We start from the raw sequence: 14,226 nt of genomic DNA, 5'->3' as shown, positions 1-14,226 counted from the left end.
GTTCAAGACGCAGAAGAGAATGCGGATGCGGATAAAGAACGCCGCGAGCTGATCGAAGCGAAAAACCAAGCGGAAAGCCTCATCCACTCGACTGAAAAGTCTATGGAAGAGCACTCTGACAAGGTTGATCCTACGACAGTTGAAGCAATCGAACTGGCGATTGCTGCGCTCAAGGACGAGCTGGAAACAGACAACGCCGACAAGATCAAAAACGGCATCCAGAACGTGACTGAATCTGCGATGAAACTTGGTGAAGCGATCTACAAGGCGTCCCAAGATGAAGCAGACGATGAGCCAATGGCAGCTGATGCTGGCCCCGCTGATGACGACATCGTTGATGCCGACTTCGAAGATCTGAACGACGACGAAAAACGCGGGTAAGGCGCGCTGGTTAGCGTGATTAACCCTAAAGGGCCGGCCTGAGTTTCACCGGGCCGGCCCAATGCGTTTCCCAAAGGGGAGCAATATGTCAAAACGAGACTATTACGAAGTTCTGGGCGTTTCCAAAGGCGCATCTGCGGACGAGATCAAGAAGGGCTATCGCAAGAAAGCCAAAGAACTGCATCCCGATCGCAATGCCGACAACCCCAAGGCCGAAGAACAGTTCAAAGAGGCGAATGAGGCCCACGAAGTCCTCAAAGACGCTGAAAAGAAAGCAGCTTATGACCGTTATGGTCATGCCGCCTTTGAAGGTGGCATGGGCGGTGGCGGCGGACGTCCTGGTGGCGGCCAAGGTGACTTCTCTTCTGCGTTCTCAGATGTATTCGACGATCTGTTTGGCGATTTCATGGGCGGCCAACGTGGCGGCGGTGGCGGACGCAACCGTGCAGCGCGCGGCTCTGACTTGCGCTTCAACATGCGAGTTTCGCTCGAAGATGCCTTCTCTGGCATGCAAAAAACCATCAACGTACCAACTGCTGTAAACTGCTCTGGCTGTGACGGCACTGGCGCTGATGGTGGCGCTGAGCCAACCAATTGCCCAACCTGTTCCGGCATGGGCAAGGTTCGCGCGCAGCAAGGTTTCTTCACGGTCGAACGGACCTGCCCGACGTGTTCCGGCATGGGGCAGATCATCAAGAACCCATGTGGGTCTTGCGGTGGCCAAGGACGCGTCGAAAAGGAACGTTCGCTAAGCGTGAACATCCCTGCAGGCGTCGAAACCGGCACGCGCATCAGGCTCGGCGGCGAGGGTGAAGCAGGCATGCGTGGCGGCCCAGCTGGCGATCTCTACATCTTTATCGAAGTGGCGAAACACAAGCTGTTCGAGCGCGAGGGCACAAACCTGTTCTGCAATGTACCGGTTTCCATGTCCGCTGCAGCCTTGGGCGGTGATATCGAAGTTCCGACCATCGATGGTGGTCGTAGCCGTGTGAAAATCCCTGCTGGCAGCCAATCTGGCCGTCAAATGCGACTGCGGAGCAAAGGAATGCCGGCGCTACGCGGTGGTGGCAGTGGTGATATGTTCATCGAACTTGCCGTTGAAACGCCGGTCAACCTCACCAGCCGCCAAAAAGAGTTGCTGCGGGAATTTGAAGAGCTTTCAGAGGACAACAATCCCGAGAGCAAAAGCTTTTTCTCTTCGGTTAAATCTTTCTGGGATGGCATGAAGAGTTAACGCTTCGGACAATTTTGAACAAAGCCCGGCGTCTTCAATGACGTCGGGCTTTTTCATTTTAACTCAAAATTTATCGAATCGCGCGAACACTGTTGTATGAGCATACAACACACACATTTCGCCGACGTCTCAGCCCCCGCATTTGATCCGCGTAGCGCTGACAAAACCTCTCGCAAACGCCTTGGGCTATTCGACAAAAAGCTTCGTGAACGCCATTTAAAGTTACGCGCACGGCTTCAGGAAAATGGGGCAGAACGCCTTAGCGACGCTGATCTCCTGGAACTCATCTTACTTAAGACGTCACCAAACAAGGACACCCGCCCTATCGCGCGGCAACTGCTCGAGGAGTTTGGTGATATCGCGAGCGCACTCACCGCCGAAAGCGCGCGGCTAGAAGCTACAGTCGGCACTGTTGTCAGTCAGGACCTTAAACTCATCCATGCCGCCTCTAAAAGGCTTGCCAAAGCGCGCATAGCGCATCGTCCGCTAATCTCTAGCTGGGATGCTGTTCTCACCTATTGCCGTACTGCTCTGGCGCACAAAGAAACCGAAGAATTTCGCGTTCTCTTTCTAGATCGGCGCAATATGCTCATCGCGGATGAGGTGCTAGGCGTCGGCACTGTGGACCATGTGCCAGTCTATCCTCGTGAAGTTCTAAAACGCGCGCTCGAATTAAATTCCTGTGCAATTATCCTCGTGCACAACCATCCGTCAGGCGATCCGACACCCTCTAAAAGCGATATCGAAATGACCAATATGATCAAGCAAGCCGCAGATAGTCTTTCGATAACACTGCACGATCACTTGATCATCGGCGCATCTGGCGAAACCAGCTTTGTCAGCAGTGGGCTTCTTTAGCGCACCCACACCTCGACACGGCGGTTCACTTGTCGCCCCCACGCGCTATCATCGCACGCCATTGGCAGCGCTTCACCGAAGGCGTCAACGCTGATTTTGAGATCTTCCAGATCAACAGTCTCAGCGGCTTTCTTAACCGCAGCAAGAACCGCCTGCGCCCGACGCTCAGCTATTTGGCGATTGCCGTCTGATGGCCCTTGACCATCACTGAAACCAACAAATTTGATTTCGCGTTCATCGTAAACGCCCGTCTCAATCGCGCGCGCCAATTGCTGTACGTTAGAAAGCGACTGCGCATCCAAGTCGCTCGATCCGGTACGGAAACGGAAAGAGGTGCTGAGCCGTTTCATAGGGGAAAGAACCTCAACCAAGCGCTTCACTTCGCTTAGATTAATCTCTGTCCCGATCAGCGAAATCGCATTGGCAAATCGATCACCTTGCTGATTGATCGACAACTCCTCGGGTGCTTGATCCACAAAGCCAGCGCGACGGATTACAATCTGCGCCGAAGGCGAACGCGTATACGTTAAAAAATCACGTGCAAGTTTGGGCAAACGACGCGCTGGAATGTAGAGAAACATAGGCGCCGTCAGTGGATAATCTTCCGTCTTGATCGTCACGCGCCCCGCGCGCAATGAAAAGCCGCAAGCGCCCGTCAGGACAAGCACATCAGCGTTGCCCGTTTCCGAATAACTGGAGATCCCGATTGAAAACGGATCGTCCGTAACGGCTTGGGTCAATGCCTTGTTAGAGGCGTGCCGCACAATGTTGCTGTCCAAAACTAAGCCAGCCGGCGCCATCAGGCGATCTTGAATAGCCTGCGAAACACCTGATTTAGAATCCCGTAAATGAATAGAAATCGGCGCATCTGGACCGCCGAGGTCCTGCCAATTTGTCACGCGCCCTGCAAAAACCCGCGCCAGCGCTGCGGGAGATATCATATCCACCGGGTTACCTGGCGCCGTGATCGGCACCATTGCATCCAGCGCCAAGACACGGCTGCGGTTTGCTTCGGTCAAATCCCCAATTCCCGCCTCGCGCGCACGGCGGTTTTCCGTAAGACGAATTTCACGCAAAGACATTACAATGTCCGCTTCATCCGCGAGCAGATCGCCAAACCCTTCATCGGTGTTGGTCACGCGGAAGGTAAACTCCGCGACCAAGGCCTGATCAGATTTGTTGCGCAGGCTGTATTTGAAGTGGGTATCGTCAACGGGGGTACGTTTCGCGATATAGCCAGCTTGAAGCGCAAAAGCCTCGATCAACGCAGGCATCAAGACTTCGCCAATTGTGGCTGAGCCCGACACAGAAAGCTCAGCGACATAATTTTGCAGATCAGGGCAGGCCGGCCCTTCGCAATTCACGCCCGATCCATCGACCGTCAACTCACCATAGATGGTTTCAAGGCGGTAAAAGTCGCCATCAAAACCAAGCAAAGTCCCGTTGATTTCCACCGAACCATCCGGCGAGGTCAACGTCACATCCTGCGCAGCGAGCGGAGCCGTAAACAACAACATGAAAAATGCGGCGAATCTCGCCGCACGGTGTACCATCATAGGGCTTTTGTCCCGAATGCCGCGCGTTTAGTTACGCGCAACTTTCAAGTCTTGTAGCAGATTTTGCAATACGAGAAAGTCACCAACGGCGTCACATGCTGGAATCTGCAACGACAGATCCTGTACTTTCATCTGACCTGCACGGCGTACTTCCAAAGTTTGAGCATCGATATCCAAACCACAGTTCGCCGTTGTCACTTGAGCATCAACAGAAACATGCACATCGCCTTCTTTTTCAGTTAGCGCTGTTGGGAATGTGTAAACTTCAGCCATCAGGTCGTCACCGCGCGTGGCGTCACCAAGTGATGTAATAAAGCCACCTGTCCCAACCGCAGCATCTGCCATTGTTCGATCGGAATCGATATCGACGTGCCCCTCATCGCGGAAGTTTGCACCAAATTCGAAGGCATTGATGTGTAGCTCGCTCTTCGCCTTTGATTGCACAACATAGCGGTCAAAATCTACAAGTGACGGCACGCGAGCGTTTGCAAGGGCGCCTTCGCCATTCGAAAAGGCAACGATGATGACCGCATTTTCAGCCAAAGCTGGAATATAGAGGTCAAGCTTACCATTCTCGTCCGTCGCATCGGTGAACATCATACCATTGTGGTGGAAAGTCACGCGTTCGTTCGGGTAGCAATCCGCGCTCAAAGACAGATCAACCATGGCCGCGTCTGCCGCTACTGCGGTAACGTCGATGTCACAAAGAGCAGCAGGTGCATCTGCTTCAGACATATCAGCGCTTGGCACAGCTACGTCGCCAAGACCCGCAGTTCTGATCACAGGCTCTTCCATTTCCTTCGCAGGCATTTCAACGGTTGTTGTATCAACGTCAGACGCCACAGAGCTCTTTGGCGTAGCTTCGGTTGAAGAATCAACAACCACACTCGAAGACGTCAGCGCAATATCTGTGACTTCAAGAGGGTCACTCGCGGTGCCCGAAATATCTGGAACAGTTGTCTGCGCATAGCGTGCTTTTGCCGTGTCGCCATTTTGCATGACAAAGCCAATTGCACCCGCAGTCGCGAGAACGCCACCAGCCATTACGATCCGTTTGATATCCACGTTGTAGCCCTCCGAAGGGAATAAGTTCGGAGACCGTTTTCGCGTTCAAACAGGGCGAGATTTGGACAGCGGCAAGGAGTCTTTCGGACTCTTTAGCGCAATCCCGCCTTGTTTGGTTTTAGCTCAAAGCACCGTGGCAATGTTTGAATTTCTTGCCAGACCCGCATGGGCAAGGATCGTTGCGACCCGGATTGCCCCAAGTAGAGCTGTCCGTTTCGTCAAAGCCTTCAACCGCTGGCTCAGGAGCTTGAGACGCTTCAGCAGAGGCTTCTTTTGCCGCCTCTTGAATCAACGCTTGTTGCGCCTGTGCTTGCGCCAACACCTCTGCTTGCTCTTCTGCCGTCATAGGACGCACCTGACCCAATTTCTGAGTCACTTCGGTCCGCAGGCTATCCAGCATGCTTTCGAACAGTTGGAAGCTTTCGTTCTTATATTCGTTCAGCGGATCACGTTGTGCGTAGCCACGGAAACCGACGACAGAGCGAAGATGCTCAAGCGTCACAAGGTGCTCGCGCCACTTGCCATCGATCGTTTGAAGCAAAATCTGCTTTTCGATCATACGCATATTTTCTGGACCGAATGCAGCCGCCTTTTGCGCCATTGATTCATCCGCGGCTTTCTCAAGACGCTCACGGATCACATCATCGTCTGCACCTTCCTCAGTGCCCCACTCGGCAACAGGCGCATCAATGTTGATGGATTCAGCAACGGCCGTTTGCAGTCCTTCCATGTCCCACTGATCCGCATAGGTCTTGGGCGGCATGTATTGATCGATCAAATCTTCGATCACCTGATAGCGCATATCCTGCGCAATCTCGGATAGATCCTCTGCTTCCATGATTTCGCGACGCTGGCCAAAGATCACCTTACGCTGATCGTTCATCACATCATCGAACTTCAAAAGCTGCTTACGAATATCAAAGTTACGGCCTTCAACTTTCGCCTGCGCACGCTCAAGAGATTTGTTCACCCAAGGGTGCACAATCGCTTCGCCTTCTTTCATGCCAAGCTTGGACAGAACATTGTCCAAACGCTCGGACCCGAAGATACGCATCAAGTCATCGTCGAGCGACAGGAAGAACGCGGAACGACCCGGATCGCCCTGACGACCAGAACGGCCACGCAGTTGGTTATCAATACGGCGGCTCTCATGGCGCTCTGTCGCGATGATATAAAGACCACCCGCGTCCAGAACCTTCTGGCGCCAAACCTGATGCTCTTCTTCAATGCGCGCGCGCACGGCTTCTGGATCGGCCTCAGGCTCTGCCGCCAATGCCTCCAGAACCTTGAGCTCAACGTTACCACCAAGCTGAATATCTGTACCACGACCGGCCATGTTCGTCGCAATCGTGATCGCGCCAAGCTTACCAGCATCACCAACGATCTGCGCTTCTTGCTCATGCTGACGAGCGTTCAGAACGTTATGCTCCAGACCCGCTTCTTTCAGCATATTGGACAGGAACTCAGATTTCTCAATCGACGTCGTACCCACGAGACAAGGCTGACCTTTTTCATGGGCCTCTTTGACGATGGTAACGATCTCATCGTATTTTTCTTTGGCAGTACGGAAGACTTGGTCGTGCTCATCTTCACGTGCGATTGGGCGGTTTGTTGGAACCTCAACAACGCCCAGACCATAAATCTCAGAAAATTCTTCCGCTTCGGTCATCGCCGTACCGGTCATGCCGGACAGCTTGTTATAGAGGCGGAAATAGTTCTGGAACGTCACAGACGCCAGCGTCACGTTTTCCGGCTGAATTGGGCAGTTTTCTTTTGCCTCAATCGCTTGGTGCAGACCATCGGACAAGCGACGGCCAGACATCATGCGACCTGTAAACTCATCGATCAGGACGATTTCGCCGTCACGCACGATATATTCTTTGTCACGCTCAAACAGTTTATGCGCGCGCAAACCTTGGTTCACGTGGTGAACAATGGTCGTGCTTTCAGGATCATAAAGCGTCGCGCCTTCTGGCAGCAGACCTTGCTCAAGCAGTAGGTTCTCTAGGAACTCGTTGCCTTCTTCCGTGTAGGACACATTGCGCGATTTTTCGTCAATCTCGTAGTGCTCAGGTAGCAAGGACGGGATTACCATATCAATCGCAAGATACAGTTCAGAGCGATCTGCGGCCGGGCCGGAAATGATCAACGGCGTACGTGCTTCATCGATCAGGATCGAATCCACCTCATCGACGATTGCAAAGTTATGTTCGCGTTGGAACATCTGGGACAACTCGGATTTCATGTTGTCGCGCAGATAGTCAAAGCCCAGCTCGTTGTTCGTGGCATATGTCACGTCACAGGCATAGGCTGCTTTCTTTTCTTCGTCAGGCTGCTGGGGATAGATCACACCAGTTGTCAGGCCCAAGGCACCGAAAACTTTGCTCATCCATTCCGCGTCACGTTTGGCAAGGTAGTCGTTCACTGTAACAACGTGCACGCCTTTGCCCGTCAGTGCGTTCAAATATGCAGGCAGTGTCGCAACTAGGGTTTTACCCTCGCCTGTTTTCATTTCAGAGATATTGCCCTGATGCAGGAAGATACCGCCCATAAGCTGTGTATCAAACGCTCGCAAACCCAGAGCGCGACGCGCGCCCTCGCGGCAGTTCGCAAATGCTTCTGGCAGCAAGTCATCGAGGCTTTCGCCGTCCATCGCACGCTTGGCGAGTTCTTCCGTCTTTTGCTTTAGACCTTCATCGCTGAGTTTTTCGAACTCAGGCTCCAACGCGTTGATCTTTTCAACGATCGGGCGCGTTGCCTTAACCTTGCGATCATTCGGTGTTCCGAAGACCTTTTTGGCGATTTTTCCAAGTCCTAGCATCTGCGCTCATCCATCCTTGACGTCTTTGTGCTCAGGCTCTGCTTGCCCGCCCTGCACGCAACCCATAGATACGAGGGTGAAGACAGCCCGAACCATGGCCTTAAAGCGATGTAGTGGTCGGGTTTGCCAGTGTCAACGGCGCGCAAGGAAGCCGCCTAAAACAAGGAATAAACGATGTTAAAACGCACCCAATTTCTGGCCTCCGCGGCTCTTGCTTTGACCTTAGCGCTGCCTGCGCAGGCTGAAAACGATGCAGAAACGGTTGTCGCGACCGTAAACGGCGTGGAGATCACATTGGGTCACATGATCGTGGCTCAGTCCGCTTTGCCTGATCAATATCGTAATTTGCCTGCTGATGTTCTGTTCAACGGCCTGTTGGATCAATTGGTTCAACAGACCATTTTGGCCGAAGAACTCAAAGAAGTTCCAGCACGCGTTCAAACTGCGCTTGAAAACGAACGCCGCGCGCTTTTGGCGGCTGAACATATGGATGGCGTTCTAAAGGACGCCGTCACGGACGAAGCGGTTCAAGCGGTTTATGATGCAACATATGCAGGTGCGGCCGATAATCCCGAAATGGAATTCGACGCGTCCCATATCCTTGTTGAGACAGAAGAAGAAGCCAATGCGCTGGTGAAAACGCTCGAGGGCGGCGCTGACTTCGCTGAGCTCGCAAAAGAGAAATCCACCGGCCCGTCAGGTCCACGCGGCGGCGCGCTCGGATGGTTCGGCAAGGGTCAAATGGTGCCTGAGTTTGAAAACGCAGTCGTAGATATGGAAGTCGGCGCAGTGTCTGCACCGATCAAGACACAATTTGGCTGGCACGTAATCAAACTAAATGACTCTCGCGCAAAAGAAGCGCCCAAGCTCGAAGATGTGCGTGCAGAAATGGAACAGCAAGTGCGTATGAACGTCGTTGATGACTACATTTCCAAATTGACGGCAGGTGCGACGATTTCTAAGAAAACAACCGAAGACATCGATCCATCCTTGCTCAAAGACCTCTCATTGTTGGAGAACTAAACTATGGCAGACACGCCGCCTCGCTCCCCTCTCGCACCGGAGCAGTTTCCGTCTTTGCCGCGTATCAGCGGCGTGTCCTTTGCTACTGTTGAAGCAGGTGTGCGCTATTCCGGGCGCACAGATGTCATGCTTGCCAAGATTGCACCGGGAAGCAATATTGCCGGTGTTTTCACCAAGTCGATGACCCGCGCCGCACCTGTTCTAGATTGCCAAGCCAAGATTGGTTTGGACAACGATGCAGGCGCTGCAATTATCGTAAACTCAGGTAACGCTAATGCCTTTACTGGCAAGAACGGAATTGAGGCGACGCGCGCGGTCACCGAAGCCGTTGCAAAGGCGCTCGATCTGCCTGAAACACGTGTCTTTTCATCCTCAACAGGTGTTATTGGTGAGCCGCTGCCGCATGCACGGATCACCGAAAAGGTGAACGAACTCGCGGGTTTGCTCAGCGAAGACAATATCGAAGCTGCCGCTGAGGCGATCCTCACAACCGACACTTACACCAAAGGGTCTGGCGCCGTGATCGACGTCGATGGCAAGCAGGTTTCTATCGCAGGCATCGCAAAAGGCTCTGGCATGATCGCGCCTGATATGGCGACGATGCTGGTCTATATTTTCACCGATGCAAAAATTGCGCGCGATGAATTACAAGCGATGCTGAGTGAATTGAACGAAGTCACCTTCAACTCCATCACGGTAGACAGCGACACATCCACATCTGACTCCTTGCTTGTTGCCGCAACCGGCGCAAGCGGCGCCAAAGCGGCGGGCAATGCGGCCTTCCGCGATGCCTTGCACAGCGTGATGAAAGACCTCGCGCTACAAGTTGTTCGCGATGGCGAAGGAGCGACCAAACTGGTCGAAATCCAAATCACCGGCGCTGCGAACAACGCTGAGGCCCGCACACACGGCCTTGCGATTGCCAATTCGCCCTTGGTGAAAACCGCGATTGCGGGTGAAGATCCCAATTGGGGCCGCATTGTTATGGCCATTGGTAAATCAGGTGCCGCAGCCGATCGCGATTTGATCAGCATTCGCTTTGGTGATGTTCTTGTCGCTGAAAACGGTTGGGTCAGCCCCAACTATAAGGAAGAAGACGGCGCTGCTTATATGAAAAACGCAGAGCTTACAGTCAGCGTCGATCTGGGCGTCGGAACGGGCAAAAGCACGGTGTGGACCTGTGATCTGACACACGGCTACATCACAATCAACGCGGATTACCGGTCATGAAAACAGTTCTAGTCAGTGCGGTTGCCCTGATCGACGTTGATGGTCGCGTCCTTTTGGGGCAACGCCCTGAAGGTAAATCCATGGCTGGTCTATGGGAATTTCCCGGCGGCAAAGTCGAAGCAGGCGAAACGCCAGAAGCTGCTCTGATCCGCGAGCTTCAAGAAGAGCTTGGCATAGACACATGGGCCAGCTGCCTCGCGCCGCTCACATTCGCGAGCCACAGTTACGATGAATTTCACCTTCTTATGCCCCTGTTTGCCTGCCGCAAATGGGAGGGGATTCCACAATCTCGGGAAAACCAGGCCCTAAAGTGGGTTCACGCGCGAGATTTGGCCAAATATCCGATGCCCGCAGCGGATATTCCGCTAATTCCGATCCTCCGAGACTGGCTGTAAGGGGAAAAGTGGCAACAAAATGTCATTTTTGACAAAATTGTTATAGGAACGTTAACATTTTTGTGACAACTTGAGTCGAACGTTACGCATGTTTCAGCAACACGCTGGATCTTTGGGGAGAGAGAACCATGCTTCGCACAATACTCATCGGTACTTGTATCCAAGTTCAAGGTACTTTTGTTCGCGCTCTTGCGGATGGACGTATCATTGTTTCTGTGGACAATCGTGACTTTGCAGGCACACCTGTAAAAGCTGCTTAAAACCGCTCACGAATTTTCACTCACTCAATGCAAAAAGGCCCGAACCTTCGTTCGGGCCTTTTTCTATTTCGAAACTTTACGACTTAGTCGAGATTACGTTCGATTTCTTCACGCTCGAAGATTTCGATTACGTCATCTGCGCGGATATCGTCATAGTTCTCAAACGCCATACCGCATTCTTGACCAGACTGAACTTCCGCAACTTCGTCCTTAAAGCGCTTAAGTGTCTTAAGCGTACCTTCGTGGATAACAACGTTGTCGCGTAGCAAACGAACGCCCGCAGAACGGCGTGCAACACCTTCGGTGACGATACAGCCAGCAACTTTGCCAACGCCCGTAACTTTGAAGACCTCTTTGATGTTCGCATAACCGATGAAGTTTTCGCGAATTTCCGCAGAGAGCAGACCAGAGGCCGCCGCTTTCACGTCATCCACAAGATCGTAGATTACGGAATAATAGCGAATTTCAACGCCCTTTTGGTTGGCCGTGTTACGCGCGGACGTATTCGCACGTACGTTAAAGCCCATCACAGGTGCGCCAGACGCTTCGGCAAGACCGATGTCTGTCTCTGTAATCGCACCAACACCAGAGTGCAGAACACGAACGCGGACTTCGTCGTTACCGATTTTTTCCATCGCTTGAACGATTGCTTCAGCAGAACCTTGAACATCCGCTTTCACAAGAATTGGCATCTCTGTGACGTTCTCGTCGTCTTTGGCCTTCGCCATCAACTGCTCGAGTGTCGTCGCAGCACCAGCCGCCGCACGTTTGTCTTTGGCCGCTTTCTCACGATACTCAGCGATTTCACGCGCTTGTGCATCCGTATCAACAACGTTCAAAACATCGCCCGCTTCTGGTGTGCCGTTCAGGCCAAGAACCTCAACAGGAACCGAAGGACCGGCTTCTTTCACGCGCTCGCCGTGATCATTGATCAAGGCGCGAACCTTACCGTACTGCTCACCCACAACAAAGATGTCGCCTTGGCGCAATGTACCAGTCTGAACCAAAACAGTCGCGACTGGACCACGGCCCACATCAAGCTGCGCTTCGATAACAGCACCTTGTGCTGCGCGATCAGGGTTGGCTTTCAGTTCGAGAATTTCGGACTGTAGCGCAATCGCCTCAAGCAATTGATCAAGGCCTTGGCCCGAGATCGCAGACACTTCGACGTCCTGAACTTCACCAGACATCTTTTCGACGATCACTTCATGCTGAAGCAAATCGGTACGCACTTTGTCAGGGTTTGCATCCGGTTTATCGATTTTGTTGATCGCCACGATCATTGGCACGTTGGCCGCTTTCGCGTGGTTAATCGCTTCGATCGTTTGCGGCATAACCGCGTCGTCCGCAGCAACAACCAGAACAACAATGTCCGTAACCTGAGCACCACGAGAGCGCATCGACGTAAACGCCGCGTGGCCCGGTGTATCAAGGAAGCTCAAAACAGTGCCGTTGTCGGTTGTGACCTGATATGCACCGATGTGCTGCGTGATACCGCCGGCTTCGCCAGCAACAACTTTCGCATTACGGATCGCATCCAGCAAAGACGTCTTACCGTGGTCAACGTGACCCATGATCGTGATGATCGGTGGGCGACCTTTGAGGTCTTTTTCATCGTCAACAACTTCTGCGATCACGTCTTCAACGTCGGCATCAGAAACACGGACAACCTTGTGGCCGAACTCTTCGATGATCAGTTCAGCGGTATCCGCATCAATCGTTTCGTTCTGCGTCACCATCAGACCGTTGGTCATCAACGCCTTCACAACAGCGCCGGTCTTTTCAGCCATACGAGAGGCCAATTCAGACACAACAATTGCTGGAGGCAGCTGAACATCACGAATGATCTTTTCGCGCTCAACCGCGCCGCCCATTGCTTTTTGACGCGCACGTTCTTGCTTACGCTTCATTGCAGCCATGGATTTGTGACGACCGTCACCACCAGATAGGGCTTGGTTCAATGTCAGCTTGCCAGAGCGGCGACCGTCATTTCCACCTTTACCGCGCTGGTTGCGCTGATCACGTTCGCGATCGGCTTTGCGCGGCGTTGCTGCAGGTGCAGGCTTGTTAGGTGCTGGGCGTGCAGCAGCAGCTGGCTTTTCCGTTGGAACAGGCGCAGCGGCAGCGGCACGCGCAGCTTCTTCAGCCGCTTTCTTCGCAGCAATCTCTGCTTCAGCCTTCGCCTTAGCACGTTCAGCGCGTTCCCGCTCTTCTGCTTCTTTTGCTTCTGCTTCAGCACGGCGACGCTCACGGTCAGCTGTACGTGCTTTCTCTTCCGCTTCGCGGCGGGCAGCATCTTCTACTTCGCGTGCTTTCGCAGCTTGAACAGCCTTGAGACGGCGTTCCATCTCTGCATCGGTGATCCCAGCAGGACGTTTGGCCGGATTGCCGCCTGCTACAGAACCAGCACCCGAAGGCTTTGTCGCACCAGGCTTGGGCACCACAATGCGCTTGCGCTTGGTTTCGACCACAACATTCTTCGTGCGACCATGGCTGAAGCTTTGTTTTACATTTCCGGGACGCGAACCTGCGCCGCGTACACCCAATGTCTTTTTGCCGTCGTTATCGCTCATTTAGCTGTCTTTTCCTTTCGGACGGCCCCTGCCGTCGCTAACTTCTCGTATCGCTTTTAATCTTTGGGCTTCCTCTACTACACGAGAGGTGAGTCCGCCAGCGCTTAGCGCGCCATGTATCACAGTCTGCCGCCCAAAGGCCAATCCAAGTTCATCTGCAGTCAACCAACCGATGAATGTGCCGTAGTGCGGCGTGCTTAATTTCGACTTTCCACGCTCTGACCCATCAGAGGCTTGAATAAGAACTTCAGCTTCCTCATTGGAAAGCCAGCCTTTTACCTTTTCGTAACCTGCAACAGCGCCACCTGATTTACGCGCTAGGCTTATCAATTCAACCAAACGCCGTGTAATTTGCGTTTCGACCTCTTCGACCAAACCATCCGGCACCTTCACCGGCATTTTGGCGCTGCGGGAAAATAAGTTTTTACTCGCAGCCTTTTCCAAAGCCGACTTATCCGCTGAAACCCAAATACCACGTCCAGGCAATTTGCCCAAGATATCTGGCACGATCTGCGCATCAGGTCCAACAACAAAGCGCACCATTTGCGACATAGGAAGATTTTCCCGTGTCGCAATACACTGGCGCTCTGGTCCGCTGGACCGATCCTTATGTGTGCCGCCGCGCGTCACTGTGTGAAACCCTGAGGCCTGAGATCAGACCTCAGACTCCTCAGACGTTTCACCGTCTTCCAGATCTTCATCGTCAGCCGCAACTTCCAACTCGGCAGGATCAACCCAACCCAGCAGAACACGTGCTGTCATAATCATGGATTGCGCGTCCTCGAGTTCCACTCCGAACTGTTCTAGCAAGCCATCGTCTTTTACGCGTG

Annotated in this window: 12 protein-coding genes and 1 pseudogene; 7 read left to right on the top strand and 6 right to left on the bottom strand. The window is 53.1% G+C overall.

Annotated elements, in window-relative coordinates:
• From ABJQ89_RS12155 to radC, 3 genes are all read left to right on the top strand, one after another.
• The coding region (locus ABJQ89_RS12155) for an Hsp70 family protein (RefSeq protein WP_348496497.1) at positions 1–381 on the top strand (381 nt) is incomplete at its 5' end.
• Between the two features lie 85 nt (positions 382–466).
• Positions 467–1,615: a molecular chaperone DnaJ gene (dnaJ, locus tag ABJQ89_RS12150; protein WP_348496496.1), complete on the top strand. Its 1,149-nt coding sequence runs from the start codon at positions 467–469 to the stop codon at positions 1,613–1,615.
• A 96-nt stretch (positions 1,616–1,711) separates the two neighbouring features.
• Positions 1,712–2,473: a DNA repair protein RadC gene (gene radC / locus ABJQ89_RS12145; RefSeq protein WP_348496495.1), complete on the top strand. Its 762-nt coding sequence runs from the start codon at positions 1,712–1,714 to the stop codon at positions 2,471–2,473.
• Here radC and ABJQ89_RS12140 read toward each other — a convergent pair.
• The 3 genes from ABJQ89_RS12140 to secA all read right to left on the bottom strand — a co-directional run bounded on the left by ABJQ89_RS12140 (position 2,470) and on the right by secA (position 7,915).
• Positions 2,470–4,029 (bottom strand): phosphate ABC transporter substrate-binding/OmpA family protein, encoded by a 1,560-nt coding sequence (locus ABJQ89_RS12140; protein ID WP_348496494.1) that lies wholly within the window; start codon positions 4,027–4,029, stop codon positions 2,470–2,472. The two genes, radC and ABJQ89_RS12140, sit on opposite strands and share 4 nt — an antisense overlap.
• Before the next feature lie 27 nt (positions 4,030–4,056).
• Positions 4,057–5,094 (bottom strand): hypothetical protein, encoded by a 1,038-nt coding sequence (locus tag ABJQ89_RS12135; protein ID WP_348496493.1) that lies wholly within the window; start codon positions 5,092–5,094, stop codon positions 4,057–4,059.
• Between the two features lie 118 nt (positions 5,095–5,212).
• Positions 5,213–7,915, bottom strand: a complete 2,703-nt coding sequence (secA, locus tag ABJQ89_RS12130) for a preprotein translocase subunit SecA (protein WP_348496492.1) — start codon at positions 7,913–7,915, stop codon at positions 5,213–5,215.
• 174 nt (positions 7,916–8,089) lie between these two features.
• Here secA and ABJQ89_RS12125 point away from each other — a divergent pair, with 174 nt between their 5' ends.
• The 4 genes from ABJQ89_RS12125 (at position 8,090) to ABJQ89_RS12110 (ending at position 10,823) form a co-directional block, all read left to right on the top strand.
• Positions 8,090–8,938, top strand: coding sequence for a peptidylprolyl isomerase (locus ABJQ89_RS12125; RefSeq protein WP_348496491.1), 849 nt, complete (start codon positions 8,090–8,092; stop codon positions 8,936–8,938).
• A gap of 3 nt (positions 8,939–8,941) precedes the next feature.
• The gene (gene argJ / locus ABJQ89_RS12120) at positions 8,942–10,168 is read left to right on the top strand and encodes a bifunctional glutamate N-acetyltransferase/amino-acid acetyltransferase ArgJ (RefSeq protein WP_348496490.1); all 1,227 of its coding nucleotides are present in this window, start codon (positions 8,942–8,944) and stop codon (positions 10,166–10,168) included.
• Positions 10,165–10,563, top strand: a complete 399-nt coding sequence (locus ABJQ89_RS12115; protein ID WP_348496489.1) for a (deoxy)nucleoside triphosphate pyrophosphohydrolase — start codon at positions 10,165–10,167, stop codon at positions 10,561–10,563. The genes argJ and ABJQ89_RS12115 overlap by 4 nt, the downstream gene beginning before the upstream one ends.
• Before the next feature lie 128 nt (positions 10,564–10,691).
• Positions 10,692–10,823, top strand: coding sequence for a hypothetical protein (locus tag ABJQ89_RS12110; protein ID WP_348496488.1), 132 nt, complete (start codon positions 10,692–10,694; stop codon positions 10,821–10,823).
• An 83-nt stretch (positions 10,824–10,906) separates the two neighbouring features.
• On the opposite strand, the gene infB is transcribed toward ABJQ89_RS12110, so the two are convergent.
• From infB to ABJQ89_RS12095, 3 genes and pseudogenes are all read right to left on the bottom strand, one after another.
• The gene (infB, locus tag ABJQ89_RS12105; RefSeq protein ID WP_348496487.1) at positions 10,907–13,396 is read right to left on the bottom strand and encodes a translation initiation factor IF-2; all 2,490 of its coding nucleotides are present in this window, start codon (positions 13,394–13,396) and stop codon (positions 10,907–10,909) included.
• Positions 13,397–14,026, bottom strand: a complete 630-nt coding sequence (locus ABJQ89_RS12100) for an RNA-binding protein (protein ID WP_348496486.1) — start codon at positions 14,024–14,026, stop codon at positions 13,397–13,399.
• A 24-nt stretch (positions 14,027–14,050) separates the two neighbouring features.
• Positions 14,051–14,226, bottom strand: a pseudogene (locus tag ABJQ89_RS12095) (transcription termination/antitermination protein NusA); the annotation flags it as partial.

The organism is Planktotalea sp. (assembly GCF_039984035.1).
Taxonomy (GTDB): domain Bacteria; phylum Pseudomonadota; class Alphaproteobacteria; order Rhodobacterales; family Rhodobacteraceae; genus Planktotalea.
Note: the sequence above shows the minus strand (reverse complement) of the source record. Positions and strands in the feature narration are given on the sequence as shown.